Genomic DNA, 26,216 nt, shown 5'->3' with positions numbered 1-26,216 from the left:
TTGATGCATAAAACTTCATGGCAGTCCGCACGAATTAATAATCATGTGTCCAGATGTAATCCGAATTTATCTCTAGTAGGTATGTGGAGCCCGATATGGCAGTAGCAAAAACAACCGCGCTCAAAAAAGAAGTGCCTTTCGTGTGGGAGGGTGTGGACAAAAAGGGTAAAAAAGTCAAAGGCGAAATGAACGCCGGCGGCGAGGCTTTTGTGAATGCAACCTTGCGCCGTCAGGGTATTTCTGTCACCAAAGTTAAAAAACGCAGTGGTTTAGGGCGCGGTAAAAAAATTACTGAAAAAGATGTGGCGCTATTTACGCGCCAACTCGCCACGATGATGAAATCAGGCGTACCGCTGCTGCAATCATTTGATATCGTGTCGCGCGGCCATGCCAATCCGGCTGTACAAAAACTTCTGATCGACATTAAAAGCAGTATTGAAACCGGTAGCAGCATGAGCCAGGCATTTGCCAAACATCCTTTGTATTTTGACCAGCTTTATATCAACCTGGTGAACGCAGGTGAACAAGCCGGTATTCTGGATGCGGTGCTTGATCGCTTGGCTACTTACAAAGAAAAAATTATTGCCATCAAAGGCAAGATCAAGTCTGCATTATTTTATCCAACGGCAGTGCTGGTAGTGGCGTTTGTCATCACCGCTGTCATTATGCTGTTCGTGGTGCCGGCCTTTAAAGAGTTATTCAGCAGTTTTGGTGCCGATCTGCCTGGGCCTACGCTCGTTTTGATGGGCATTTCAGATTTCTTCGTGGCTTACTGGTGGTTGATATTCAGTGTAATAGGGGGTGGGTTCTGGTTTTTTTTCTATACCTGGAAACGCTCCAGAAAAATGCAGGCGATCATGGATCGAGCGATGCTCAAACTGCCTATTTTCGGTCCGTTGATTGAGAAAGCAGCTATAGCGCGCTGGACGCGTACTTTGTCCACCATGTTTGCAGCGGGTGTGCCATTGGTAGAAGCACTAACTTCTGTTGCCGGGGCCGCTGGTAACCAGGTATTTTACGAGGCAACTCAAAAAATAAAAACCGAAGTGAGTACTGGTACCAGCCTGACCGTGGCGATGCAAAATAGCGGTATATTCCCCAATATGGTGCAGCAGATGGTTTCTATCGGGGAAGAATCCGGCGCACTTGATTCAATGCTGGATAAGGTGGCGGACTTCTTTGAGCGCGAGGTGGACGATGCGGTAGAGGCACTCTCCAGTTTGATGGAACCGATCATTATGGTTGTATTGGGTACACTAATTGGAGGCATGGTAATCGCCATGTACTTACCTATTTTCAAAATGGGCAGTGTGGTCGGGTAATTCCAGGCTTCACCATTTCAGGAGCCGATGGCCTTGTTTTCGTCTTTTACTGTGTTATTGAGCGCTGATCCACAGCTATTTGCCATTATCTGCGGTGTATTCGGTCTGTTGATCGGCAGCTTTCTGAATGTAGTCATTCACCGCCTGCCAAAAATCATGGAGCGCGACTGGCGCGCCCAGTGTGTTGCGTTACAGGGTGGGGATGGGCCATCAGTTGTTGCGCCTTACAATCTGATGGTGCCGCGTTCGGCCTGTATTAGTTGCGGTCGGCCCATAGGTGCGTTGGAAAACATTCCTGTGCTGAGTTATGCCTGGTTACGCGGCAAGTGCGCAGGCTGTGGCGCGCATATCAGTGTACGTTATCCGCTGGTAGAGGTGTTTACCGCGCTCTTGTCAGCATTCACAGCGTGGCATTTCGGTTTTGGCTGGGCTGTTGTAGGCGCCTTGCTGTTGGTTTGGGCGTTAATTGCACTGACTTTTATTGATTTCGACACCCAGCTTTTGCCCGATGACATTACGTTGCCTTTACTCTGGCTGGGATTATTGTTCAATCTCAATGATATATTCGTTCCGCTCGATCAGGCGGTCGTCGGTGCCATCATGGGTTATATGGTGCTATGGAGCATTTACTGGCTTTTCAAACTGGTGACGGGAAAAGAAGGGATGGGCTATGGCGATTTCAAATTGCTTGCGGCCATCGGCGCCTGGCTGGGTTGGAAAATGCTGCCTCTGGTTATCCTGCTGTCATCCTTTATCGGGGCCCTGGTTGGCATTGCGCTGATTATACTCGCGCGGCGCGGGCGTTCGGTGCCCATCCCTTTCGGCCCCTATCTGGCGGGAGGTGGTCTGGTTGCCCTGATTTGGGGGCAGCCGATTTTGCAGGCCTATTTGGCCGGGTTTTGACGTGACCTGGTACGTGGGATTGACCGGCGGTATCGGATCCGGCAAAACCAGCGTGAGCCGCCTATTTGCCGAACTGGGTGCCGGTGTGGTGGATACCGATGAGATTACACATGCGCTGACTGCCCCGGACGGTGTGGCGATACCTGCAATCAGGCGCGAGTTTGGCGACGAATTCATGGCGCCCGATGGTGCGCTTGATCGTGCGGCCATGCGCAGACTTATTTTCGAAGACGATGCTGCCAAAGCGCATCTGGAGGCAATCCTTCACCCGATGATACGGGAGCGCGCTTTGTCGGCTGCGGCGCAATCAGCTGCGCCTTATGTGATGCTGGTTGTGCCCTTGTTATTTGAATCGGGTAACTATCGCGAAGCGGTTAAACGGGTGTTGGTCGTGGATTGTGATGAGGAATTGCAAGTGGCGCGCACCATGCAACGCGCAGCGCTGAGTGAGGGGCAGGTACAGGCCATCATGTCGCACCAGTTGTCACGCGAGGAACGACTGGCCAGTGCAGACGATCTCATCGTCAATAATGGCAATCTGGCCGACTTGCAGCAGCAAGTACATGCATTGCATCAGGTCTACCTTGGGCTTTCGACAAGTTGAGCTACATCTCATCTTTTGCCTGAATAATGTTTGCCAACTCAATCTTTATCAGTCAGAATCGACTTTAAATTACCTCAAAGACTTGTGTTTGAGAGTAATGCCCCCTCGTACATAGTTAAGAGGCGCGCTGGTCGTGAGTTTTTCCATTCTTTCTTTCGATTTTTTCCGGATGCCGCAGTGATTTGTTACGAATATCCTCTGAGCGAGCGAGTACGCACCCTGTTGCGGCTGGAGGATATGTTCGACAAGGTGCGCTATTTCGCCATTCAGGAAGACAGCCGTCAACATCATGCCGCCTTGTTGGCATTATTTGAAATTCTCGAAGTAGCCAGTCGCGCCGACCTTAAATCCGATCTGCTCCAGGAACTGGAACGCCAGCGCCACGGACTGGAGTTACTGCGCAGCAACCCCGCGATTTCAGAGCAACGATTGAATCAGGTACTGGATGACATTGCCAGCTGCATTGCCAATATCCATGCAATTCCCGGCAAGCTGGGCCAGCATCTGCGCGATAACGAATGGCTGATGGCAATCAAGCAACGTACCAATATCCCCGGGGGAGCGTGTGAGTTCGATTTGCCTGCGTATCATTACTGGCTGCATCTGCCGGTAGCGCGCAGGCAGGATGAAATCGGTGAATGGCTATCCCCGATGCTGCCGATTTATGATGGCCTGAGCGTCGTGCTCAAGCTGTTGAGGGAGAGCGGAAAACCTACTCACCACATTGCATTTGGAGGCGCTTACCAGCAAATGCTGGCAGGTAAGAGCGCACAAATGTTGCGCATCAATCTGCGCCGCGAACTGCCTTGCGCCCCTGAAATCAGCGCCAATAAATACGCGCTTAATATTCGCTTCATGTCGCTTGGCAAGGGGCGCCCGCGGTTGTGCGAAAGCGATGTCGAGTTTGAACTAACTTTCTTTAATCTGTGAAAAAGCCGGTCAAAGTTACCTGCCCGAATTGCGGCGCTTTGGTGGAATGGACTGAGTCCAGCAGGTTTCGTCCTTTTTGTTCAGAACGCTGTCGCCTGATTGATCTGGGACAATGGGCTACGGAAAGTTATCGCATTCCCGAGCCTGATAAACCTGAGCCAGAGAATGCCGATCCGGAAAACGAAAGTTAGTCTGCCTGCATAATTTGCACGCCGTCTATGCTGCCCAGGAGCAATACATCGGCAGGGCGTTGGGCAAACAGACCGTTGGTGACCACACCCGTAATCTGGTTGATTTGCGTTTCCAGTTCAACCGGATTCGCAATGGCCAGGTTGTGTACATCCAGAATCACATTCCCATTGTCGGTAGTGAACCCTGTACGTAGCTTGGGTTGGCCACCCAGTTTGACCAATTCGCGTGCTACGTATCCTTGTGCCATGGGAATCACTTCGACAGGTAAAGGGAACGAGCCCAATACGTCGACCAATTTGGATGCGTCTGCCATGCAAATGAATTTTTTGCTGCACGCGGCTACGATTTTTTCACGCGTGAGCGCACCGCCGCCACCCTTGATCATGTGCATGTGACGCGTAATTTCATCAGCACCATCCACATAAATTTCCAGTTCTCCCACGCTATTCAGATCGAGGACCTGAATGCCATGATTCCTCAACCGCTGTGCGGTGGCTTCGGAACTGGCTACAGCCGCTTCGAAACGGTCTTTAATGTTGGCCAGTTCATCAATAAAGAAATTGGCGGTAGAGCCTGTGCCCACACCGATAATTCCTTGTGGAACATAATCAATTGCGGCGTGCGCGACAGCCTGTTTCAGTTGATCCTGCGTCATTGTCATTATGCAACCCTCGTTTACAACAAAACTTGCAGGATAGCTATATTCTGCTTTTTTCACAAACACCTCAAAGCCTGCTAATCTTGACTGCTGTTCTTGTCCAAAGTTGCATCATGTCAACCGCACACGCACTCAATGATTATCTGGTCCGCATTCTCACTTCCCGGGTCTACGACGTTGCCATCGAATCTCCGCTCGAACGCGCACCTAATTTATCCGCGCGCATCGGAAATAACGTATGGTTGAAACGCGAGGATTTACAGTCGGTTTTCTCGTTCAAACTGCGTGGTGCCTATAACAAAATTTCCGGTTTATCCAAACAGGCGCTCGCTGCCGGCGTGATCACCGCATCTGCCGGAAACCACGCACAGGGCGTTGCGCTGGCGGCACAGAAACTGGGCTGCCATGCCACTATCGTCATGCCGTTACCCACACCGCAAATCAAGGTGAACGCGGTCAGGGCGCGTGGCGCTGAAGCGGTCCTGTTTGGTGATTCCTATGATGAAGCTTATGCACATGCGCAGATACTGGCTCAGGCAAGCGGAGCGACCTATGTGCATGCTTACGATGACCCGGATGTGATTGCCGGTCAGGGCACGGTTGCCATGGAAATCCTGCGCCAATATAGCGGCCACCTTGACGCCGTATTCGTGCCCGTGGGCGGTGGTGGCCTGATAGCCGGAATAGCCGTGTATATCAAGGCGCTCCGGCCGGACATAAAGGTGATAGGCGTGGAACCGGAAGACGCTGATGCGATGGCGCGTTCGCTGGAACAGCACGAGCGGGTATTGCTGAATCAGGTAGGCTTATTCGCAGATGGTGTCGCGGTGAAACAGGTGGGAGAAGAAACTTTCCGCTTGGCCAGCCAGTATGTGGATGAAATCATCCGTGTGGACAATGATGCGATCTGTGCTGCGATCAAGGATGTATTTGAGGATACTCGTTCGATCCTGGAACCTTCAGGGGCTTTAAGTGTGGCTGGCGCCAAGCTGTGGTGCGCGCGCGAGGAGGCTACTGACAAAACCCTGGTTGCGATTGCCAGTGGCGCAAACATGAATTTCGAGCGGCTGCGTCACATTGCTGAACGCGCTGAATTGGGTGAACAGCGCGAAGCCGTGCTGGCAGTCACTATTCCTGAGGCGCCAGGTAGTTTCAAGGCGTTTTGCACGTTGCTGGGCACGCGTAACATTACCGAATTCAATTACCGTTATTCGGATAATAGCGATGCGCATGTATTTGCAGGGGTACAAGTGTCGAGCCGCGACGAGGCAGCGCAACTGGTTACCATACTTAAAGACAATGGCCTGACTGCCGTGGATTTGACCGAGAACGAAATGGCCAAGCTGCATGTGCGTTATCTGGTCGGTGGTCATGCGCCACAGGTGGAAAATGAACGCGTCTACCGGTTTGAATTTCCGGAACGTCCCGGTGCATTGATGCGTTTTCTCAACAGTATCGGTCAGCAGTGGAACATTAGTCTGTTCCATTATCGTAACCACGGGGCTGATTATGGCCGCGTGCTGGTAGGCATACAGGTGCCGTCGGCAGAACAGGTGAACTTCCGCGCGTCGCTGGATCAATTGGGTTATCGCTACTGGGACGAAAGCCTGAATCCGGCTTATACCTTGTTTTTGGGTTAGGCCTGTGAAGCATTTCTTCCGATACCTGTTGCGTTTGAGCACAAAATTGCGCACCGCCATTGCCGTGTTTGTGATTTGTCTGGGCTTGTTGCCGCTATCAGGATATGCAAATGACGACGCAGATTTCCTGGCGGCGCGCGAGGCTTTCCGCACCGGTAAAACCCAATTGCTCCCCGGATATGTTGAGCGTCTCAAAGGCTCCATCCTGCTGCCATACGTTCAATACTGGGAGTTATCGTCACGCCTGAAAGATGCCAGCCCGTATGAAATACGCGATTTCATGGCGCGTAATACTGACAGTGTCCTGTCGGACAAGCTGCGAGGAGATTGGCTGCAATTACTGGGGAAGAATCAGGATTGGAACACGTTCCTGACGGAGTACCCCTTGCTGGTCAAATCGGATTTGGGCCTCCAGTGCTATGCCATACGTGGTCGCATTGCCCAGGGTGAGATGCTGGCGCAGAAAGACGGCGTGGCACTGTGGTTTACCGGCAGGGATCTACCAGAAGCGTGTACGCCATTGTTTGAAAATCTTGTCGCAGCCCAGCTCATTAGCACGGATGATATCTGGCAGCGCTTCCGCCTGGCGCTGGGATCCGGTAATCAAAGCGTGGCGAAGGTGGTGCTTGGCTATTTGCCCAAACAGCAGTCGAACGCGCGTCTCGTCGATGCGGTGGCAAGCAACCCTGAACGGATGCTGGGTAAATCGGCTCTGGACCTGGATAGCAGGTACGGGCGCGAATTGACGATCTATGCCATCGAACGGCTGGCGCGAAAGGATGCGCGCAATGCTGTTTCCCCCTGGGAAGCAATCCGTGCTGATTTTTCAGCGTCGGATCAACGCTATGTCTGGGGGCAGCTGGGGCTGTATGCGGCGCGCCAGCATCTTCCGGAGGCATTGGGCTGGTTTGATCGGGCTGGCGTTGACGGCATGAATGATGAATTGCTTGCCTGGAAAGTACGTGAAGCACTACGGCTAGGCAATTGGGATGTGGTGCAAGCAACCATTCTGCAGATGAGTGACAGTGAACGAGGCGAGTCGGCGTGGCGTTACTGGCTGGCGCGAGCCTACAAGGTGCACAACAAGCTATATCAGGCGAATACCTTGTTGGCGCCGCTGTCGCGTGAGCATGATTTTTACGGCTTGCTGGCAGAAGAGGAACTGGGCACCTCGCTGGGTGAACGGACCATTAACTTTAAAGTGGGGGGGGATGAAGTCGCCGCCATGGGGCGCGTCACGGATATTGCCAGGGCGCTCGCTTTATACAAGCTGGATCTGAGTGCCGAAGCAAACAGGGAGTGGATCTGGGCGACGCGTAATTTTGATGACCGGCGCTTGCTCGCCGCCGCCGAACTGGCACGTCAGAACGATTGGTACGACCGCGCTATCAATACGGCCAACCGGACCAAGCAGTTGCATGACTTTGATCTGCGTTTTTTGGCGCCTTATCGTGACGTCGCTCACAAATACGCCAAGGAATACGGTCTGGACGAAGCCTGGGTATACGGTCTGATGCGTCAGGAGAGTCGTTTTGTATCGCAGGCCAAATCCGGCGTGGGGGCCGCAGGGCTGATGCAGATCATGCCGGCAACAGCGCGCTGGATTGCCAACAAACTGGGAATCAGTCATTTCAAGGCAAGTAGCATCCATGAGCTGGATACCAATATGCAGTTTGGTATGTACTATCTGAAAACCATACAGCAAAAGCTGGATGGATCGATTGTGCTGGCTACTGCAGGTTACAACGCAGGGCCGGGGAGAGCCCGGCGCTGGCGTGGGGAACAGACGCTAGAAGGGGCAATTTATGCAGAGAGCATTCCTTTTAGCGAAACGCGTGATTACGTCAAGAAAGTCATGGCCAATGCAATCTATTACGCACGCAGTTTCGGCCAGCCTGGAAAGTCACTCAAGGAGCGGCTAGGCAGCATCACAGGAGTGGCGGCACCCCCGCTGTGTGGAGGAACCGATGAAAATGCGCCATCTTGCGACAATTGACCCACCCCGCAGCGGGCGCGGATTTTAGGTTAAAATCCACGGTTTTGTAAGCTTCTCTTCAGGATCAGGCAATGAAATTCAATAATATTTGTGTATTGGGTGGCAATGGATTTGTAGGGGCCAACATCGTGCGTATGCTGGCTGCGCAAGGCCGCAAAGTACGCGTTCTTACTCGTAACCGTGAGCGAGCCAAAGATCTGATTGTGTTGCCTACTGTGGAGGTGGTTGATGCCGATATCCACGACCCGGCACAACTCAAGCACCATTTTCAGGGCATGGATGCTGTCATCAATCTGGTCGGGATCCTGCATGAAATTCGCCTCGGGCGCACCGATAAACCTGGTGCACGGCGCGGTGATTTTCAGCAGCTGCATGTCGAATTGCCGCGCAAGGTAGTCCATGCCTGCACAGAAAATGGTATCCAGCGTCTGTTGCAGATGAGCGCATTGGGTGCGTCCGGTACCTCCAACAGCGCCTATCAGCGTTCCAAGGGAATCGGTGAGGCACTCGTACGCGAGGCCGGTATGCCGCATTCCGATAATGAACGCTGGTATCTGGACGGCCCGAAATTTGTGCGCGGTGCCAGGTTGTACACCACAATTTTCAGACCTTCGGTGATTTTTGGCCGGGGTGACAGCTTCCTCACCCTGTTTGCCAGGTTGGCGCAGGCATTCCCGTTTATTCCGTTGGGCAGTGCGCACGCAAAATTCCAGCCGGTGTGGGTGGAGGATGTGGCGCGAGCGTTTGTACAAGCCATGGATGACACTGCCAGCTTCGGGCAGACTTATGACCTGTGTGGGCCCAGGGTCTACACTTTGGAGGAGTTGGTGGAATTGGCTGGCCAGACCGTTGGCGTGCATCCACGCATCCTTGCGCTGTGTGACATGCTGTCCTATTGGCAGGCCTGGGCGATGGAATTCAAGCCGGGTAAAAAAGTCATGACGCGCGACAATTACTTCGCCATGCAAGTGGATAATATCTGCAGCGGTGAATTTCCGGCACCTGCGGGCTACAAGCCGGCGGCACTTGAATCCGTTGCCCCCGAGTATCTTCGTGACAGTCATCCGCGCGGGCGCTATCAGGCATTCCGCAATCGTGCCGGTCGCTGATTACTGACATGCAGATATATGCGGTCGGCGGCGCAGTGCGAGACGAATTGCTCGGTCTGCCCGTTAAAGATCGCGATTATGTGGTGGTGGGCAGTACCCCCGAAGCCATGTCGAAACTGGGTTACCAACCGGTAGGACGTGATTTCCCGGTATTTTTACACCCGGTTACGCATGATGAATATGCGCTTGCCCGTACCGAGCGCAAGACCACGCGGGGCTATAAGGGGTTTGAAGTGAGCGCCGCTCCGGAAGTCACGCTGGAGCAGGATCTTGCCCGCCGCGACCTGACTATCAATGCGATCGCCAAAGCCGAGACCGGTGAGCTGATTGATCCTTATGGTGGTTGCCGTGACATTGAGGCGCGCGTGTTCCGCCATGTCAGTGCTGCGTTCATTGAGGATCCGGTCAGGGTTTTGCGTGTGGCGCGTTTCATGGCACGTTTTACCGATTTTTCCATTGCGCCGGAAACGCTGGCTTTGATGCGCGAAATAGTTAGCAGCGGTGAAGTCGATCATCTGGTAGCGGAACGTGTCTGGCAGGAACTGGCGCGTGGCCTGATGGAAGCGCAGCCCTCACGCATGTTCGAGACGCTGCGTGCCTGCGGCGCCCTGGCGCGGATCATGCCCGAAGTCGATCGGTTGTTCGGTGTGCCGCAACCACCGCAATACCATCCAGAAATTGATACAGGCATCCACGTGATGCTGGTGGTGGATTACTCGGCCGCCCAAAACTACACCTTGCCGGTGCGCTTCGCCGCGCTTACCCATGACCTGGGCAAGGGCACCACGCCGTCCGCGGAATGGCCACGTCATCATGGCCATGAAGCGCGCAGCGTCGGGTTGGTCAAAGCACTCTGTCAACGTATCCGGGTACCTAACGAGTGCCGTGATCTGGCGCTGATGACCGCCCGTTATCATGGTGATGTTCACCGGGCGCAGCAGCTGCGACCCATCACCATTCTCAACATGCTGGAAGCGACAGATGCCATGCGTCGGCCGGAGCGCTTTGCGCAATTTCTGCAGGCCTGCGAATGTGACGCACGCGGCCGGCCAGGTTTTGAAACCTGCGACTACCCGGCGGCGGATCACCTGCGTAACGCTTTGACAGCGGCGCAAAGTGTGGATGCGGGCGCGATAGCGCATAACGGTGCAACCAGCGATGTCGGCGAGCGCATTCGTGCTGCGCGTCTGCTGGCAATACGTCATGCGCTGGGTGTGATGCAGGACGACGATGTACCGTGATCCTGGTTGCGGTTAAATGTGATTGCGGTACCGTTGTGATTATCAGTAATTGCCCTGATTCTGCGCCACGGTTGCACTGACATTGAGATCAAGTGTATTACCCGGATCGTAAGGCAGCGTCGTGGTAAAGTCGCGGCCACGATAACGGTACACCACGTTGTAGCCTGATACTACCTGGCGGTAATTGTCCTGTACCCGGCAGCGCTCAACCTGACGTGGCTGGTAGCCATAGTTGTCGCGGTTGCTGATATTGTCACCCACCATAGCGCCGGTGACCGCGCCCACTGCTGTCGCTGCCGTACGCCCATTACCCTTGCCTACGGTATTGCCGAGCAAACCACCTATCAAGCCCCCGACAATGGCCCCCCCATACGAGCGGTTTTCATTGCGGTATTCACCCCCGACAGTTTCGGTCCAGCACTCGCGATGCGGCTCGTTTATCTGTTGATAGACGGGAGTCGAGGAGACCACTTGAGCGCGATCGGTAAAGTTCATACCCGGATCAGCCTGCGCAATGCTGGCAGTCGCTGTCAGTAACAGGGCAGATACGATGGTTTTTTGGGAATGCATGACGGTTCTCCTCATATGCTGGTGTGACATGGATCGGCCAAACGCGGCGCTACTGACGCCCACGGCCATCGTTCCCGGTTTGCTGGCCGCGCTCCTGGCGGCGTTCGAAGCCGTAGCCAAAACGGCCCGGACGATCATCACGCCGCACTTCATTCTGCTGTCTGCGATTACCTCCGTCGCCCCGTTGTTCGGCACGATCACGGCCGTTGTCACGCGCATCATTGCCGTCATCGCGGCTTGCCAGCAGAAGCGGCATGACGTTATTCATGGCGGGTATGATGTTAAAAGCAGGTTCGGCAAATACGGGCGCAACACTGCCGAGAAAAATACCAAAAAAAACAATGGGAATAAGGTTACGTATTTTCATGGTTGGCTCCTTTGCGCGTAATGGTGTTTCCGAATCCACAGTTGCACTATGGACGATAGAGCTTGCAAAAACATTTCCAATCGGCATAAAACTGTAACAGTGTGTAACCGGGTAGCTAAATCACTCGTGACGGCTGTATATTGGCGACATGGAAAATAACCAAGAACACATTCTGGTCGTGGATGACGACGCCGGCCTGCGCACGTTGCTGGAACAATACCTTGTCAGTCAGGGCTATACAGTAACCTGTGTAGCAGATGGCAGGGAAATGGATGAGGCACTGAGCCGGATAGAGCCGCATCTGGTGATCCTGGATTTGATGTTGCCTGGCGAAGACGGCCTGTCGATTGCGCGCAGGCTGCGTGCCAGCACGGCACTACCGATCATTATGCTGTCAGCGCGAGGCGAGGATATTGATCGTATAGTCGGGCTGGAAGTGGGTGCAGACGATTACATGCCCAAACCCTTCAATCCGCGCGAATTGCTGGCGCGTATACGTGCTGTGTTGCGCCGCAAGCAGGGGACTGCTACCGCAGAAGCAGCCATCAACAGTATTGCCAGCTTCGGCCCATTCAGTCTGGACATGGATGCCCAGCGACTGTTGCGTGACAGCGAAGAAATACCGATCACCACCGCCGAATTCGCCATTCTGCGTATCTTTGTCGAACATCCCAATCGTGTCCTCACTCGTGACAGCCTGATGGATATGATCAAAGGCTACGAGCGTGATCCATTTGATCGCAGCATCGATGTACGCGTTACCCGTCTGCGGCGCAAAATTGAACCCGATCCGGGCAATCCGGTATTCATCCGTACGGTTTGGGGACAAGGTTATCTGTTTGCGCCCAAAGGCGCCGCTGCATGAGGCTGTTGCCGGCTTCGCTGTTCGGACGCACTGCGACGATTCTCGGGCTGGCATTTCTGGTGTTTCAGATTGCCGCGCTGGCAGTGGTGGCACTTACAATCCTGAAGCCAATGGCGCTACGTTCGGCCGACGATCTGGCGGGATTGATGGTGTTGTCGGTTCAGACCTGGGTGGAATTGCCGCCGGAAACACGGCCTTATTTTGAGCGGGAGCTCGCTGTGCATCATCACTTGCTCATCAAGCGCGTGGATGCGCCGCTGGAAGAGCGGGCCGACAGTTTTCTGAATAGTCACTATATCGAACAATCGCTTACCCGGCGCACCGGGCAGGATATTTTGCTAAAAGCGGGTGAAAATGGTTGGGTCTGGGCGGAAATGCGTATGGGCGGACACCTTATCCGTATTGGATTCGAGCGTGACCGCTATGGCGTGCAATCGCCCCTGGCTGCTGTTGGCCTGGTGAGTCTGGGCGCCTTGTTGACCTGGCTGACTGCCATGGTCATGGTGCGGCGCATCAGTCGTACGCTGGTGCGGCTGGGTGCGGCGGCAGGCGAAGTGGGGCAAGGACAAATGCCGCAGCCGCTGCCGGAATCGGGTGCTACGGAGCTGGCTTCGCTGACCCGAGCCTTCAACCTCATGGCCAATGAAGTCCAGGCTTTGCTGGCCAATCGCACGACTCTGCTGGCCGGCATATCACATGATTTGCGTACGCCTATCGCACGCATGCGGCTGGCTCTGGCCATGTTGCCGCAAGATGCTGATGCACGCTTGATCGGGCAAATTGAGCACGACCTGGAAGAAATGAACCGCCTGATTGGCAGCTTTCTTGAACTGTCGCGGGGCTTGCAGGCAGAGTCAGTACAAAAGCTTGATCTCCGTGCATTGCTGGACGAACTGGCCGAAGATGCCCGCCGTAGCGGAGGAAAGGTGGAATGGAGCGCATCACATACCTGTATCGCTACAGCAGGCCCCAATTCCTTGCGTCGGGTGTTATCGAACCTGATTGAGAACGCGCTACGTTATGGTGACAATAAACCGGTTACGCTGGAATGTGTATGCACAGCCAGAGAGGCGCTGATTAGAATTATGGATCGTGGTCCGGGCATTCCGCCAGATCAGATCGAGGCAGTATTTCGTCCGTTCTACCGCCTGGAAACTTCACGTAACAAAGCAACCGGTGGTAGTGGCTTGGGTTTGGCTATCGCGCAGCAGCTTGCACAAGCCAATCATTGGCAAGTCCTGTTATTGCCGCGCACAGGTGGAGGCTTGAGTGCTGAAGTGCATATCCCGACTGTATCTTCCATTGCCGTGCCATAGCGCGCTGTTCTACGCGCGTTCAAATTCAAGCCTTTGCTTTATTGTTTCATCAGCACTTTCAACCTGATCCATTTGTTCTGCAGAATCCAGCAGCGATTGTACCGCCCGCTCGAAAAGTGGCTGATCCTCAATGAATCGTACACGCTGATTTTTCACCAGTCGCCGGAATACATTCAGACGCATCAGGATCGGCGAACTTTGTTCATCCAGGCTTAATATCAAGTTGGATGCATCTGCACTCACCCAGCTTAAACGGGCGCGGCTCGGTGTTTTGCTTAATTTTATCTCGATGAAAATGCCACTATGAAGACGTTCGGTAATGCTATCGTCAAATTGAGTTTGCGCTTCGTGTGTAGCGGGGTCGATGCTGTCGGTGTTGGCTGTTGCATTGGTAGCGTCAGCGGGCTCTTCTGCCTGGTCGAAATCAGAATCAAACGATAAAATATCCGCATCCAGCTGCTTGATGATCCCATCCAACAAGGCGACCTCAGCGGCACGTTGCACGTTTTCCGTTGTCGGCAACTGCTCAACAGGCACATTTTTAACCAGGTGCTCGAAGGATTTGTGCATCACGGGCAGGGACGGTATTTGAAAAGACTTGTTGATTGAACGCAATGCGCGCGTATGCGCATCAAATAACCAGTCAAACAATTCTTTCTCTTGCTTTTCCGGCCAGGCAATCAGCGCCAGCCCTTCGCGCAGGTTACGAATCATGATGGGCAATATTACCGACATTTCCTGACGGTCAAACTCATCCACCTTGGGTATGATGCTCCACACCAGATCGGGGACCAGTGATCGAAATCGTTCCGTGTGCATCGCATTCGTGCTTTCGGCACGCTCGATTACCAGTACCCATGTGTTCGACAGGAAATTGTGCAGATAGGTGTCGAGCGTAAGGCCCGCCAATGTTTCCGCCATTTGTGCCCAGATGTGGGTAAATCGTAACGTCCGGCTTTGCACATTCTCAATTGCTTCAACTGCGCGATTCAATTTTTCATCTTTGCTGCGCAGTTCTGCTGCCACAAACGCATCAAAATCATCCAGCAATTTAGCGAACAAGGAGGCAAACGTGTCCAGGTTATCCACTGCCTCGTTCAACAGCGTTTCCACGATCAGACAGATTTCCGCGCTCATCCTGACGCTGTCCGGGTCTAATTGCTTTAACCCAACGGAAATGGTGCCTATACGGTTGATCAGTACCCGGACTGGATGGCCTTTTTGAGTCAGTAAAGAAGGGTCGCGTAGCGCCAGCTTCAACACCAGAAACTGTAATCTGCCCAGCTGTGCGCGTACTTCTGACGGTACCTGGTTGTCACGTAAAATGAACTCGAACAGCATGGCGACCACATCAATGGTCATTTGCTCATCGATTTCCTGAGTCTGTTCACCAAGCTTGGCGCGTTGCTCCAGAATCAGGTTGCGCACCTCGCCGTTACTGCCCAGCATGTCGGCTGTAGCGGGGGTTTGTTCTTGCAGAAGTGTGTCTATTGATTGCGCCAGCTGAACCGTTAGTACTCGGGGGGCCGTAGGGGGTGTATAGGATTTGGATGCATTTGATGTGCTTGCGGGTGTCTCGTGATTACCCAAAAACTTGCGTAGTACCTGGCCTACTTTCTGGGCGCCGCTTAACCAACCGGTTGCCGCGGGATCGTTGGCGTGTGCCTGCTTTGTCGTCTCCGTGCTACCCATCTGCGGGGTCTCAGCGTTCGATCCAGGTGCGTTGCTAAGCCCGGACGCCTTATCGCTATAGCGCTTTACCATGCTTAACAGCTGATCAACTTTTTGTTCATGCGTGCCCGCCGAAATCCCCTGACTGGCGGGTTGATTTGTCCCCGTGGATGGATTTCCTCCATCGCCAATGTTGTTGGTGTTGGAAATGTCGGCGCCAGGTTTTTGGAATGCTTGTTGTGTTGCATGCTGGTTTGATGCGGCGTTTGCCATGCTTTTGATGGTTTGTGGAAACTGTTCCACGCGCTGCGCTGATGGAGGAACGGATACATTTCTACGGGCTGCCTGATCCATACCCGAAGGGGAGCTTCCATGGTAGCCAGCAGACGATGATGCTGCTTCTGTACCATCATCCAGAATTATTTCGTGATCCGCCAGGTTGACTCGCCTGGTTTCGCTGGGTGATTTCTTGATTCGAAGCGGCAGTTCGGCCGCAATGCCGTTTTGTGCCAGGAACGCATTCACACTGGCATAAATGCCATCGATAGAACCTTCCATCCCGGTGGCCAATAACTGCGTCAGCACGTGTGTTAACTCATTTGGCAAGCCCATATTTTCAGCCGCATCGGCAAGCGATCGTGAAACGAGATAAGGCCGAAACGGGCCTTCCCGTTCCTTGATGTCATCCTGGCCGAACAACAAGGCAACCCGGATATTCAGGTCGCGCAGCTGTTCTGCGGCTTCATTGCGAAAACGGTCGGTATATTTGACCAGCTGCAATTCACCTTCAAATACAGAGGTTTCTACCAGAGACAGTGTATTTTCCTGACCCGGCTGCGAAAAAGCCGGACGGAACGTGCTGTAAGCCGTTTGCATGCTGCGATTAAGCAATTTATCCATACTGTCGTTCAGGTGTTGCCTGAGTTCGACATGGCGCCCGCGCAATACTGCATGCACAGTGAAATAATGACTCTGTTCTAATGAAGACCGGCTGTTGTCTGCCTTTTTGAATGCATTTTCAATACTGAGAGGAAGGAATTGGTCAAATGCACTCAAATATGCTTGCAAAAACTCTATCTTTGCAGCAATCAACAGCTCTTTTGGATCGGTCATGACCCTACCCTTCTAATCGAGATAACACAGACCTGAATCTGTCCCATTTTTTAATTAAAGCCAATTTAACTGCGTAGTGCCTGAAATTTAACAGACAGGGACGGTTTTTTTTTATTTTTCTGGTTGCCAGAATCTTCGCGCAAAGTAAGTCAGTTCGAGATTTTGCAGCTCTGAAAATCATGGGCTATTGTAAGATGAATATCTGTAATTTATTGATATTAATTGAGTTTGTTGCTAAGTATTGGGAATTTTCAGTGAAAAATAAGCCTTTTATTTTTTACGAACCCCGATACGGCACCCTTTGGTTCGCGCTGCTTCCGTCTTGGCATTTGCGCATTTACGGCAACACCAGCGTACATTGCCTTTTGAATCGGCAATGCGCGCACCGTCGGTACCAGCTGGGTAATGCCGGGCACATCCGTAGCAAAATAGCTGCTCAGCAGTCACTTATCTTTCTCCTGTTACATGGATGTCTAATCGTGTTTTCATTTCTTATGTCCATATTTCCAATGTGGGGCAGTAATTTGCCAGCTTTTCGCCTGTAGTCTGAAAGCGCTGCCTGTCTACGGTACCAAGCGAAATCAAATATGGACAGCGCTATATTTAAATAGTGGAATCGAACCAATGGCTATTGGTGTGGCGTTTTCAATATCGGACACCTTAAAAAAAACCCCCGTGCGAACACGGGGGCAAAAATCTGCCACGATGCTTTGTGGCAGAGAGGGTACGTCGCCCTACCAGGGACGCTGCTTGAGTATTTTTACTTCCAGAAACAATAAACTGACACACACCATCCGGGTGCGGTTGGTCTTGGCCTTGAAAAATTCAAACAGCGCCTGGGTGGGCGCAAATTGAATAGTGATTTTGTCGGATAGCTGCATAGTCATGGTAGAAGCCCTTTACAGCTATCAATGCAATCGCCGTGCCTGTGGGCGGTGGTTGGCGAGATGTCCTGTTTATGGCGGTTCATGCAGTTGTAATGGCGCTGAGCAGGGATGGATTGCGCGGAACTGTAGACAATCCTGTCGTGTTTTCGTCAGCTTGCCATACCATCGTCAGCGCAATTTGGACGCAAACGAAGTAAAATCCCGCTTTTAATAAAAAATGCACGCCCCATGCTGACTTTTCAGGAAATCATTCTCACGTTGCAGCAATACTGGGCCAAACAGGGCTGCGCGTTGTTGCAGGCTTACGATATGGAGGTGGGTGCGGGCACCAGTCACACGGCGACATTTCTGCGCGCACTCGGTCCCGAGCCATGGAAAGCGGCCTATGTCCAGCCATCGCGTCGTCCCAAAGATGGTCGCTATGGCGAAAATCCCAACCGCTTGCAGCACTACTATCAATTTCAGGTGGTACTCAAACCCGCACCCGAAAATATTCTGGAGTTGTATCTGGGTTCGCTGGAAGCGCTGGGCTTCGACCTGAAGCAGAACGACGTACGCTTTGTCGAGGACGACTGGGAAAATCCTACATTGGGTGCCTGGGGCCTGGGCTGGGAGGTATGGCTGAACGGCATGGAAGTGACGCAGTTCACGTATTTTCAGCAGGTCGGCGGCATCGACTGCAAGCCCATCACCGGCGAGATCACTTATGGTCTGGAACGTCTCGCCATGTATCTGCAAGGCGTGGAAAGCGTGTACGACCTGACCTGGACCGGGGGGCTCAGTTATCGCGATGTATATCATCAGAACGAAGTCGAGCAGTCCACCTATAACTTCGAGCACAGCGATGTGGAATTTCTGCTGACCGCATTTGGCAGCCACGAGCAAAAAGCGCAGGAACTCATGGAAGCGCAATTGTCGCTGCCAGCATACGAACAAGTGCTGAAAGCCGCGCATACGTTCAACCTGCTGGACGCGCGCGGCGCGATTTCAGTGACCGAACGCGCTGCTTATATTGGCCGCATCCGTAACCTTGCGCGCAGCGTAGCAAAAAACTATCTGGATAGCCGCGCGCGCCTGGGTTTTCCTATGGCGCCGCGTGCATGGGCGGATGAAACCCTGGCACAAATGGAAAAGAAAGTGGCAGCGGCATGAACGCACAACATTTACTGATTGAATTATTCGTAGAGGAATTGCCGCCCAAGTCGCTGAAAAAACTGGGTGAAGCTTTTGCCACGCTTCTGGCGGACAGTCTTAAATCGCAAGGATTGGCTGCCGCAAATGCAGCCGTTACCATTTTCGCAACACCGCGTCGATTGGCTGTGCGGGTATCGGAAGTGGTTGCCCGCGCGCCGGACAAACCCGTTTCGCACAAGCTGATGCCGGTGAGCGTAGGGCTGGACGCGGCAGGGAATGCGACGCCCGCCCTAATCAAGCGTTTATCCGCATTGGGGGTTGCTGCCTCGGTGGTGCCGCAACTCAGACGTGCGGCTGACGGCAAAAACGAAGCTTTGTTCTACGACAGTATTGCCCCCGGTACCGTGCTCGTGGATGGCGTGCAGGCCGCGCTGGAAACGGCCATGGCAAAGCTGCCGATTCCCAAGCTAATGAGCTACCAGCTGGCTGATGGCTGGACCAGCGTCAGCTTCGTGCGACCAGTTCACGGGTTGGTGGCGCTGCATGGCGCGGATGTTGTGCCGGTTAGCGTGTTGGGGTTGAGCGCCGGACGCGAAACCCAAGGCCACCGCTTCGAAGCCAGTGCCAATCCGGTGGTCATCCGGGATGCAGACAGTTATGCGGAACAACTGCTAAACGAAGGCGCTGTAATTGCCAGTTTTGCCGAGCGCCGGGCTGAAATAGTGCGCCAGTTCGACGCCCTGACCGCGCAGCATGGCTTGAAACCCATTGAAGACGACGCGCTTCTGGATGAGGTAACTGCGTTGGTTGAGCGCCCGAATGTCTTGCTCGGGAAATTCGACCAGGCTTTCCTTGATGTGCCGCAGGAATGCCTGATTTTGACCATGAAGGCGAACCAGAAATATTTTCCATTACTGGATGCGGCAGGCAAGCTCACCAATAAATTCCTTATCGTCTCCAACATCAGTCCAGCCGATATTAGCGCCGTCATCGGCGGCAACGAGCGTGTAGTGCGTCCGCGCCTAGCCGATGCCAAGTTCTTCTTCGACCAGGATCGCAAGAAGACGCTGGATTCGCGCGTGGCGGGGCTGGCTAAAGTTGTTTACCACAACAAGCTGGGTACCCAGGGCGAACGGGTCGAGCGGGTGCGGTCAATTGCCCGCAACATCACGCATCAGTTACGTGATCCATCGCTAATGGTCGACCCAGCCGCGCAACTGGCCAAAGCCGACCTTCTCACCGACATGGTGGGAGAGTTTCCAGAGTTGCAAGGCATCATGGGCCGTTATTACGCGCAGCACGATGGGCTGGCCGACGACATCGCTTTTGCCATCGAGGATCACTACAAGCCCCGCTTTGCGGGCGATGAACTGCCACGCAATCAAGTGGGCGTGTGCGTTGCGCTGGCCGACAAATTGGAAACGCTGGTGGGCATGTTCGGCATCGGGGAGATACCGACGGGAGATAAAGACCCTTTCGCGTTGCGCCGTCATGCACTGGGCGTGATCCGTATGCTGGTGGAACGGGAACTGCCACTCCAGTTGGATGATTTAATCAGCACCGCCGTTCAGGTTTTTGAAAAAAAGGAGATTCAAGAGTTCTGGTCTGAACGTATACATGAGGAGGTGAAAGGCAAAAACTCGGCAACAGGTTACTCAGAGCACCAACTTGGCCCGAACACCAAGAGGCTGGTCATGGACTTTATCTACGATCGCCTAGCTGGTTTGTTGCGTGAACAAGGCTATAGCCCGCAGGAGATAGATGCGGTGTTGGCACTACGTCCGCAAAACCTGGGCGATGTTACAAAGCGTCTGGCTGCCGTGCATGCGTTTGCTGCGTTGCCTGAGGCAGCAAGCCTGGCCGCCGCTAACAAACGCGTGGGTAATATCCTCAAGAAAGTGGAGGGCGAAGTGCCGGTTGAGGTCAATACAGCGCTATTCAAAGAGCCTGCAGAAACTGTGCTGTTTGAGTCGCTGGCGCAAATCAAACCTAAGGCTGATGCGGCGTTTGAGGCTGGGGATTACACCCCCTCATTGCAAGCGCTGGCTGCACTAAAAATACCGGTCGACGCTTTCTTCGATAGTGTGATGGTCAACGCCGACGATCCCGCCCTCAAGGCGAATCGGCTGGCGCTGCTGAACCAGTTGCACCAGACCATGAACCGGGTAGCTGACATTTCCCGGCTCGCCGCTTAAACTCATGTCATGAAGCTCATTATTCTCGACCGAGACGGCGTCATTAACGTGGATTCCGATCAATTCATCAAGTCGCCGGACGAATGGAAGCCCATTCCAGGTAGCCTGGAGGCGATAGCTCGCCTCAATCAGGCAGGTTATCGGGTTGCCGTGGCAACCAATCAATCGGGGATAGGGCGCGGGCTATTTGATATGGCCATGCTCAATGCCATCCATATCAAGATGCATAAGGAGTTGTCGCAAGCGGGTGGGCGGATCGATGCGCTGTTTTATTGCCCGCATGCCGCTGATTCAAAATGCGCGTGTCGTAAACCATTGCCGGGCATGTTCCTGGATATGGCGGCGCGGTTTAATGTGCAATTGTCGACCATCCCGGCCGTAGGAGACAGTTTGCGTGATCTGCAAGCCGCGGCAGCCGTCGGTGCCGCCCCGATACTGGTCAAGACCGGCAAAGGCGCGGCTACATTTAACGCCGGAAACCTGCCTGAAGGCACCGTCGTTTTTGCTGATCTGGCCGAAGTGGTTACTCACTTGCTTGCACAATGATCGTACTGCGTTCGGCGCTCTTTGCTGTGTTACAAACTGTGCTAACAGTAATATTTTCTGTCATTGCGCTGTTTACATTTCCATTTTCCGCGCGCATCCGCTACCGCACCATTACGTTGTGGAACCGGATCGTGGTGTGGCTGGCCGCAGTGATCTGCGGCATCCGTTATCGTGTAATCGGCCTGGAAAATCTGCCCGGGACGCCTGCGGTAGTGATGGCCAAACACCAATCCGCCTGGGAGACCATCGCGCTGCCGGTATTGCTGCCGCCGATGGCGATAGTGATCAAACGCGAACTGCTGTGGGTGCCGTTTTTCGGCTGGGGCATGGCGATGTTGTCACCCATTGCCATTAACCGTGCTGAAGGGCGTGCCGCACTCAAACAAATTGTGGAACAGGGGCGTGTGCGGTTGGCTGAAGGTTTCGGCGTCATGATATTTCCGGAAGGCACACGCATGGCACCAGGTGAAATCGGCCGTTATGGCATCGGCGGGTCATGGTTGGCCAGCCATGTAAATGCTTTGGTAGTGCCTGTGGCCCACAATGCCGGCGAATTCTGGCCGAAAAATTCCTTTCTCAAGCGCCCCGGCCTGATTACATTGAGTATCGGGCCTGTCATCGATGCAACCGGCATGAAGCCGGATGCCCTCAATGAGCAGGTGAAAACCTGGATAGAAGCCGAAATGCAGCAACTGCAAGGCTATGCCTGAACTGCGCCGTAGCTGCGAAACACGTAGTGTCAGCCTGAATGGCGCACGGCTTGACTATATCTTGAAACGCAGCAATGCGCGCCGCACGCTGGCGCTGACTATCAAAGGCAGTGGCCTGTCGGTCAATGCGCCCTGGCGTCTGCCGCTCACCGAAGTGGAGCGTTTCATCCTGTACAAGGCCGATTGGCTACGTGTCCATCTCGACGCAGCCAAGTCCGTGCCGGCACCGGTAATCAACTGGCATGAAGGGATGCTGCTCCCCTATCGGGGGAGTCAATTGCGCTTATGCAGCCTGGCCCCTGATGGTTTGGGCAAGATGCAAGACCAGCGGCTCTGGCTGCCGATCAAGCCGGGTAGCACGGTGCAAGAGGCGGTGTTGAACTGGTACCGGAGTGCCGCTCTGGTTTATTTTCAGGCGCGCTTGCAGACCTTTTTACCTTTGTTGCGTCGTGTGCCTGCTGATTTTCTCATCAGCAACGCACAGACCCGCTGGGGAAGTTGTACGCGTGCCGGGGTAGTACGGCTCAACTGGCGTCTGATCCAAGCGCCAGATGCTCAAATTGATTATGTGCTGGCGCACGAACTGGCGCACCTCGCGCATCTTGACCACTCTCCGGCATTTTGGCGGGAAGTGGCCCGGCTATATCCCGATTTTGCTACCGCGCGCGCGATGTTGCATCAGCAAGGCCAGTCCTATCATCGTTTTTGAGCGGGCAGCCAATATGCAACTTAATTTCAACTACAATCTCTAAAAATATAACTTAACCTGGAGCGATCATGCGTCCGATACCGTTTTATCTTGCTGCCGCGGGCCTGTGCTTGGCGTTTGGCATCCAATTTCCTGCTTATGCTGAGCAAGCTGTGCCCGCCAAGGCGGTTAAGGCAGCCAAGTCTACAGCGGCAATGACGCTTCCCAAGGTGGAGTTGACCAGCCAGCTGCTGTACGAGTTTCTGGTGGCGGAAATCGCCGGTCAACGCGGCGATTACGGGGTGGCCAGCGAAGCCTATCTGGATCTTGCCAAGACTACGCGCGACCCGCGGATTGCCCAGCGGGCGACTGAAGTGGCGATGTTCGCGCATCGTGCGGCTGCTGCGCAGGCGGCGGCCAATATCTGGCTGGACACGCAACCCGATTCATTGAATGCGCAAAAATCCCTGGCGGCATTGCTGGTGAACGATGGCAAGCTTAATGAGGCCCGTCCGCATCTGGAGAAGCTGATTTCCGCAGAAGGAGACAATGCAGGTACCGGTTTCATGCACCTTGGTTCCTTGCTGTCGCACCAGAAAGACAAGCAGGCAGCCTTGGAGCTGGTCAAAAGCTTAGCCGCGCCTTACCCGGATATGCCAGAAGCGCATTTTGCGATTGCCCAGGCAGCAGCCAACGCGAGTCATTACGATGTGGCTATGAGCGAGATTGAAACGGCGGCCAAGCTCAAGCCGGGTTGGGAACTGGCTGCACTGTTCCAGTTTCAGCTGGTTAACCGCACGAACAAGGCGGACGGCACTGCATTTTTGCAAAACTTTCTCAAGCAATACCCTGAAGCCAAGGAGGTGCGCCTGGTTTATGCACGGCTACTGGTTGGACAGAATCAGTATGCGGCGGCTCGGGACGAGTTTCAGCGGCTGGAAAAAGAGGTGCCGGGCAATCCTGAACTTGGCATGGCGATTGGACTACTGTCATTGCAGTTGAATGACCTTGATAGCGCCGAGAGTGTGTTCAAAAACATGCTGAAATCGAACCAGGCAGATGTAGGCGCAGCCCAAATTTATCTGGGCCAGATAGCCGAGATACGCAAGCAATATGACCAGGCTGCCAAATGGTACCAATCGGTCGCACCGGGCGCGCATTATGTTTCGGCACAAATCCATTACGCTGGTTTGCTGGCGAAACAAGGAAAAATGACCGAAGCCCGCGCCTATCTGCATAACCTGAAGGTGGATGGCGAGGCTGACAAAATACAGCTGATCGAAGCAGACGCACAATTGCTGCGAGAAACCAAGGATTACAAGGGTGTATACGAGTTGCTTGGCAAGGCGTTGGCAACCCGGCCGGATTCGCCGGAACTATTGTATGACCATGCAATGGCGGCCGAACGTGTCAATAAGCTTGATGTGCTGGAAAAAGACCTGCGTCATCTGATTCAGATCAAGCCTGACTATGCGCAGGCCTACAATGCCCTGGGTTATACATTGGCAGATCGCACAAACCGGCTTGATGAGGCAGTGAAGCTGCTGGAGCATGCCTTGAAACTGGCGCCAAACGATGCATTCATCCTCGATAGCATGGGCTGGGCGCAGTACCGTCAGGGTAATCTGGACAAGTCGCTGGACTATCTGCAGCGCGCATTTGCGCAACGCAAGGACCCGGAAATAGCGGCGCATCTGGGCGAAGTGCTATGGGCCAAAGGCAACCGGGATGAGGCGCGCAAGCTATGGCAAACAGCGCTGGACAGTAGCCCGCAAAATCAGGCGCTGCTGGATGTGATGCAAAAATACAAGAAACCTTGAACATGCGTTCTATCAGGCAATGCTGGCGCACGCCCGCCAGCATTTTTTTTATATTCGGCCTGGCTGGTTGCGCCACACTACCACCAGAAGCTGCGGCGCCGGTGGCAAGCCAGGCGCCTCCTGTATTCGAGCTCTCCGGCAGGATTGCGGTGAAATACAAGGATCAGTCATCCTCGGGTAGTCTGCGTTGGCAACATCGTCCGGATCGGGACAACATTACTATACTCTCACCGCTGGGCCAGACAGTTACCCAGATTACCCGTGATGCCGATGGCGTGACTCTGATTGATCAGGCGCATAAAGTTCATCGCGCCGCGAATGCGGAAATACTTACTCAGGACATGCTGGGATGGCGTTTGCCGCTCTCCGGCCTGAGTTACTGGGTGGTTGGGCAACCCGTACCCTCGCTGCCATATCACGCCGACCGCAATGCGCAACAATACCCTACGCAGCTCATGCAGGATGGGTGGCGGGTGAATTACAGCGCTTGGCAAACGGTCGATGGGCAAGGCTTGCCACGCAAAATGACCTTGCAGCGTGACGGCCTGGAAATCCGTCTGGTGATGGATCAATGGATATTGAAAGCCGCGCCGCAATGAAGACGCTGGTATGCCCTGCACCGGCAAAACTCAATCTGTTCCTGCATGTAATAGGTCGGCGTGCGGATGGCTACCATTTGTTGCAGACGCTGTTTCGCATGATTGATTACGGCGATACGCTGCATCTGGACGTGCGTGAAGACGGGCGCATCGTTCGCCAGCAAGCGCTGGCAGGGGTGTCAGAGGCTGACGACCTGTGCATTCGCGCAGCGCAACTGTTGAAAGCAGCGACAGGCAGTGCGCTAGGCGTGGATATCCGGCTGGAAAAGTGTCTGCCCATGGGTGGTGGTTTAGGGGGCGGCAGTTCGGATGCAGCCAGTGTGTTATTGGGATTGAACCGTTTATGGAGGCTGGGTTTATCGCGCAGACGCCTGCAGGAATTAGCAATAAAACTGGGAGCGGATGTGCCATTTTTTGTATTTGGCCAGACCGCATTGGCCGAGGGCGTCGGCGACGTGCTGCATGCGGTGGCGCTGGCGCCGGTTTGGTATGTGGTGCTGATCCCCGCAGTCAGTGTTTCGACTCGGGCGGTATTTGTGCATCCGGATTTGACAAGAGACAGCGAAATCATCAAAATAGCCGACTTTTCGGAAGCCAGAATATCTGGCATGCGGAACGACCTGCAAGCTGTTGTTTGTCGTGATTATCCGGAAGTGGCGCAGCATCTGGATTGGTTGGGTCAGTATGGCGTTGCACGAATGAGTGGATCCGGCGCGTGTGTTTTTGCTGCGTTTGAAACGGCCGAAACAGCACAGGATGTGCTGGCGAAAATGCCGCAGGACATGCGTGGTTTTGTGGCTGCAGGTTTGGATAAACATCCGCTTTATGATTGTGTGGATGGAACGAAGTAGCGCAGCGTTAAGTAATAGGGGAGTCGCCAAGTGGTAAGGCAACGGGTTTTGATCCCGTCATTCGTAGGTTCGATCCCTACCTCCCCTGCCAGGGTTTTACGGTGCCCTTCTGGGCACCAGCAAGAAGCGTGTAATGAGTTGTTACACGCTTTAGTTTTTTTGGATGGGGTGATTGTGTCGTACGACAGCATGATGGTATTTACCGGCAATGCCAATCCCCGGCTAGCCGCAGACGTGGTGCGCCACCTTAATATACATCTGGGGCGCGCGACGGTTGCGCGGTTTTCCG

At 53.9% G+C, this 26,216-nt stretch carries 25 protein-coding genes and 1 tRNA gene; 21 read left to right on the top strand and 5 right to left on the bottom strand.

Features of this window, described 5'->3' with window-relative positions:
• Window positions 1–95 precede the first annotated feature (95 nt).
• The 5 genes from ACYCZJ_RS03920 (at window position 96) to yacG (ending at window position 3,950) form a co-directional block, all read left to right on the top strand.
• Window positions 96–1,322: a type II secretion system F family protein gene (locus tag ACYCZJ_RS03920; RefSeq protein ID WP_461552913.1), complete on the top strand. Its 1,227-nt coding sequence runs from the start codon at window positions 96–98 to the stop codon at window positions 1,320–1,322.
• Between the two features lie 33 nt (window positions 1,323–1,355).
• On the top strand, window positions 1,356–2,225 hold the full coding sequence (locus ACYCZJ_RS03915; protein ID WP_461552912.1) for a prepilin peptidase: 870 nt from the start codon (window positions 1,356–1,358) through the stop codon (window positions 2,223–2,225).
• A gap of 1 nt (window position 2,226) precedes the next feature.
• Window positions 2,227–2,829 carry a dephospho-CoA kinase gene (gene coaE, locus ACYCZJ_RS03910; RefSeq protein WP_461552911.1) on the top strand — a complete coding sequence of 201 codons (603 nt, stop codon included), beginning with the start codon at window positions 2,227–2,229 and terminating at the stop codon, window positions 2,827–2,829.
• 177 nt (window positions 2,830–3,006) lie between these two features.
• A complete protein-coding gene (zapD, locus tag ACYCZJ_RS03905) occupies window positions 3,007–3,759 on the top strand; it encodes a cell division protein ZapD (RefSeq protein ID WP_461552910.1) in 753 nt (250 codons plus the stop codon).
• A complete protein-coding gene (gene yacG / locus ACYCZJ_RS03900) occupies window positions 3,756–3,950 on the top strand; it encodes a DNA gyrase inhibitor YacG (protein WP_461552909.1) in 195 nt (64 codons plus the stop codon). Before zapD ends, yacG begins: the two co-directional genes overlap by 4 nt.
• Here yacG and rpiA read toward each other — a convergent pair.
• Window positions 3,947–4,606 (bottom strand): ribose-5-phosphate isomerase RpiA, encoded by a 660-nt coding sequence (rpiA, locus tag ACYCZJ_RS03895; protein WP_461553050.1) that lies wholly within the window; start codon window positions 4,604–4,606, stop codon window positions 3,947–3,949. The genes yacG and rpiA overlap by 4 nt on opposite strands.
• Before the next feature lie 113 nt (window positions 4,607–4,719).
• On the opposite strand from rpiA, the gene ilvA reads away from it, so the two are divergent.
• The 4 genes from ilvA (at window position 4,720) to ACYCZJ_RS03875 (ending at window position 10,595) form a co-directional block, all read left to right on the top strand.
• On the top strand, window positions 4,720–6,249 hold the full coding sequence (ilvA, locus tag ACYCZJ_RS03890; protein ID WP_461553049.1) for a threonine ammonia-lyase, biosynthetic: 1,530 nt from the start codon (window positions 4,720–4,722) through the stop codon (window positions 6,247–6,249).
• Between the two features lie 46 nt (window positions 6,250–6,295).
• Window positions 6,296–8,245 carry a transglycosylase SLT domain-containing protein gene (locus ACYCZJ_RS03885; RefSeq protein WP_461552908.1) on the top strand — a complete coding sequence of 650 codons (1,950 nt, stop codon included), beginning with the start codon at window positions 6,296–6,298 and terminating at the stop codon, window positions 8,243–8,245.
• 71 nt (window positions 8,246–8,316) lie between these two features.
• On the top strand, window positions 8,317–9,354 hold the full coding sequence (locus tag ACYCZJ_RS03880; RefSeq protein ID WP_461552907.1) for a complex I NDUFA9 subunit family protein: 1,038 nt from the start codon (window positions 8,317–8,319) through the stop codon (window positions 9,352–9,354).
• Between the two features lie 8 nt (window positions 9,355–9,362).
• On the top strand, window positions 9,363–10,595 hold the full coding sequence (locus ACYCZJ_RS03875; protein WP_461552906.1) for a multifunctional CCA addition/repair protein: 1,233 nt from the start codon (window positions 9,363–9,365) through the stop codon (window positions 10,593–10,595).
• Between the two features lie 42 nt (window positions 10,596–10,637).
• Here ACYCZJ_RS03875 and ACYCZJ_RS03870 read toward each other — a convergent pair whose 3' ends face one another.
• The gene (locus ACYCZJ_RS03870) at window positions 10,638–11,165 is read right to left on the bottom strand and encodes a glycine zipper 2TM domain-containing protein (RefSeq protein WP_461552905.1); all 528 of its coding nucleotides are present in this window, start codon (window positions 11,163–11,165) and stop codon (window positions 10,638–10,640) included.
• A 49-nt stretch (window positions 11,166–11,214) separates the two neighbouring features.
• On the bottom strand, window positions 11,215–11,532 hold the full coding sequence (locus ACYCZJ_RS03865) for a hypothetical protein (protein WP_461552904.1): 318 nt from the start codon (window positions 11,530–11,532) through the stop codon (window positions 11,215–11,217).
• 148 nt (window positions 11,533–11,680) lie between these two features.
• On the opposite strand from ACYCZJ_RS03865, the gene ACYCZJ_RS03860 reads away from it, so the two are divergent.
• Together ACYCZJ_RS03860 and ACYCZJ_RS03855 are read left to right on the top strand one after the other, a co-directional pair.
• Window positions 11,681–12,397 (top strand): response regulator, encoded by a 717-nt coding sequence (locus ACYCZJ_RS03860; RefSeq protein ID WP_461552903.1) that lies wholly within the window; start codon window positions 11,681–11,683, stop codon window positions 12,395–12,397.
• Window positions 12,394–13,713, top strand: a complete 1,320-nt coding sequence (locus tag ACYCZJ_RS03855) for an ATP-binding protein (RefSeq protein WP_461552902.1) — start codon at window positions 12,394–12,396, stop codon at window positions 13,711–13,713. The genes ACYCZJ_RS03860 and ACYCZJ_RS03855 overlap by 4 nt, the downstream gene beginning before the upstream one ends.
• A 9-nt stretch (window positions 13,714–13,722) precedes the next feature.
• Here the strand turns inward: ACYCZJ_RS03855 and ACYCZJ_RS03850 are convergent, their stop codons facing one another.
• Window positions 13,723–16,497: a DUF1631 family protein gene (locus ACYCZJ_RS03850; RefSeq protein ID WP_461552901.1), complete on the bottom strand. Its 2,775-nt coding sequence runs from the start codon at window positions 16,495–16,497 to the stop codon at window positions 13,723–13,725.
• 734 nt (window positions 16,498–17,231) lie between these two features.
• Complete coding sequence (locus ACYCZJ_RS03845) at window positions 17,232–17,384, bottom strand: hypothetical protein (protein WP_461552900.1); 153 nt, start codon at window positions 17,382–17,384, stop codon at window positions 17,232–17,234.
• A 228-nt stretch (window positions 17,385–17,612) separates the two neighbouring features.
• Between ACYCZJ_RS03845 and glyQ the strand changes: the two genes are divergently transcribed.
• The 10 genes from glyQ to ACYCZJ_RS03795 form a co-directional block, all read left to right on the top strand.
• A complete protein-coding gene (gene glyQ / locus ACYCZJ_RS03840) occupies window positions 17,613–18,536 on the top strand; it encodes a glycine--tRNA ligase subunit alpha (protein WP_461552899.1) in 924 nt (307 codons plus the stop codon).
• Window positions 18,533–20,713: a glycine--tRNA ligase subunit beta gene (glyS, locus tag ACYCZJ_RS03835; RefSeq protein ID WP_461552898.1), complete on the top strand. Its 2,181-nt coding sequence runs from the start codon at window positions 18,533–18,535 to the stop codon at window positions 20,711–20,713. The genes glyQ and glyS overlap by 4 nt, the downstream gene beginning before the upstream one ends.
• Before the next feature lie 9 nt (window positions 20,714–20,722).
• Complete coding sequence (gene gmhB / locus ACYCZJ_RS03830; RefSeq protein WP_461552897.1) at window positions 20,723–21,259, top strand: D-glycero-beta-D-manno-heptose 1,7-bisphosphate 7-phosphatase; 537 nt, start codon at window positions 20,723–20,725, stop codon at window positions 21,257–21,259.
• Between the two features lie 38 nt (window positions 21,260–21,297).
• The gene (locus ACYCZJ_RS03825) at window positions 21,298–21,969 is read left to right on the top strand and encodes a lysophospholipid acyltransferase family protein (RefSeq protein ID WP_461552896.1); all 672 of its coding nucleotides are present in this window, start codon (window positions 21,298–21,300) and stop codon (window positions 21,967–21,969) included.
• Window positions 21,962–22,678, top strand: a complete 717-nt coding sequence (locus ACYCZJ_RS03820; RefSeq protein WP_461552895.1) for a M48 family metallopeptidase — start codon at window positions 21,962–21,964, stop codon at window positions 22,676–22,678. The genes ACYCZJ_RS03825 and ACYCZJ_RS03820 overlap by 8 nt, the downstream gene beginning before the upstream one ends.
• Before the next feature lie 68 nt (window positions 22,679–22,746).
• Complete coding sequence (locus ACYCZJ_RS03815; protein ID WP_461552894.1) at window positions 22,747–24,477, top strand: tetratricopeptide repeat protein; 1,731 nt, start codon at window positions 22,747–22,749, stop codon at window positions 24,475–24,477.
• Between the two features lie 2 nt (window positions 24,478–24,479).
• On the top strand, window positions 24,480–25,076 hold the full coding sequence (lolB, locus tag ACYCZJ_RS03810; RefSeq protein ID WP_461552893.1) for a lipoprotein insertase outer membrane protein LolB: 597 nt from the start codon (window positions 24,480–24,482) through the stop codon (window positions 25,074–25,076).
• Entirely contained in the window at window positions 25,049–25,927 is an 879-nt protein-coding gene (gene ispE / locus ACYCZJ_RS03805; RefSeq protein WP_461552892.1) for a 4-(cytidine 5'-diphospho)-2-C-methyl-D-erythritol kinase, read from the top strand. The genes lolB and ispE overlap by 28 nt, the downstream gene beginning before the upstream one ends.
• A 16-nt stretch (window positions 25,928–25,943) precedes the next feature.
• Window positions 25,944–26,018, top strand: a tRNA-Gln gene (locus tag ACYCZJ_RS03800).
• An 83-nt stretch (window positions 26,019–26,101) separates the two neighbouring features.
• Window positions 26,102–26,216: ribose-phosphate pyrophosphokinase-like domain-containing protein (locus tag ACYCZJ_RS03795; protein WP_461553048.1), on the top strand; the 115-nt coding region annotated here is incomplete at its 3' end.

It is taken from the genome of Sulfuriferula sp. (assembly GCF_054605375.1).
The sequence above is the reverse complement of the archived record's forward strand: the minus strand, read 5'-3'. Positions and strand labels throughout refer to the sequence as shown.

Bases quoted from the DNA above. Each gene is read 5' to 3' on its own strand.
- ACYCZJ_RS03860 (WP_461552903.1), top strand. From the start codon at position 11,681: ATGGAAAATAACCAAGAACACATTCTGGTCGTGGATGACGACGCCGGC.
- ACYCZJ_RS03850 (WP_461552901.1), bottom strand. From the start codon at position 16,497: ATGACCGATCCAAAAGAGCTGTTGATTGCTGCAAAGATAGAGTTTTTG.
- lolB (WP_461552893.1), top strand. From the start codon at position 24,480: ATGCGTTCTATCAGGCAATGCTGGCGCACGCCCGCCAGCATTTTTTTT.
- ACYCZJ_RS03815 (WP_461552894.1), top strand. From the start codon at position 22,747: ATGCGTCCGATACCGTTTTATCTTGCTGCCGCGGGCCTGTGCTTGGCG.
- ispE (WP_461552892.1), top strand. From the start codon at position 25,049: ATGGATATTGAAAGCCGCGCCGCAATGAAGACGCTGGTATGCCCTGCA.
- ACYCZJ_RS03870 (WP_461552905.1), bottom strand. From the start codon at position 11,165: ATGCATTCCCAAAAAACCATCGTATCTGCCCTGTTACTGACAGCGACT.
- ACYCZJ_RS03845 (WP_461552900.1), bottom strand. From the start codon at position 17,384: ATGACTATGCAGCTATCCGACAAAATCACTATTCAATTTGCGCCCACC.
- rpiA (WP_461553050.1), bottom strand. From the start codon at position 4,606: ATGACGCAGGATCAACTGAAACAGGCTGTCGCGCACGCCGCAATTGAT.
- ACYCZJ_RS03880 (WP_461552907.1), top strand. From the start codon at position 8,317: ATGAAATTCAATAATATTTGTGTATTGGGTGGCAATGGATTTGTAGGG.
- glyQ (WP_461552899.1), top strand. From the start codon at position 17,613: ATGCTGACTTTTCAGGAAATCATTCTCACGTTGCAGCAATACTGGGCC.
- ACYCZJ_RS03820 (WP_461552895.1), top strand. From the start codon at position 21,962: ATGCCTGAACTGCGCCGTAGCTGCGAAACACGTAGTGTCAGCCTGAAT.
- ACYCZJ_RS03855 (WP_461552902.1), top strand. From the start codon at position 12,394: ATGAGGCTGTTGCCGGCTTCGCTGTTCGGACGCACTGCGACGATTCTC.
- ACYCZJ_RS03920 (WP_461552913.1), top strand. From the start codon at position 96: ATGGCAGTAGCAAAAACAACCGCGCTCAAAAAAGAAGTGCCTTTCGTG.
- ACYCZJ_RS03865 (WP_461552904.1), bottom strand. From the start codon at position 11,532: ATGAAAATACGTAACCTTATTCCCATTGTTTTTTTTGGTATTTTTCTC.
- ACYCZJ_RS03875 (WP_461552906.1), top strand. From the start codon at position 9,363: ATGCAGATATATGCGGTCGGCGGCGCAGTGCGAGACGAATTGCTCGGT.
- glyS (WP_461552898.1), top strand. From the start codon at position 18,533: ATGAACGCACAACATTTACTGATTGAATTATTCGTAGAGGAATTGCCG.
- gmhB (WP_461552897.1), top strand. From the start codon at position 20,723: ATGAAGCTCATTATTCTCGACCGAGACGGCGTCATTAACGTGGATTCC.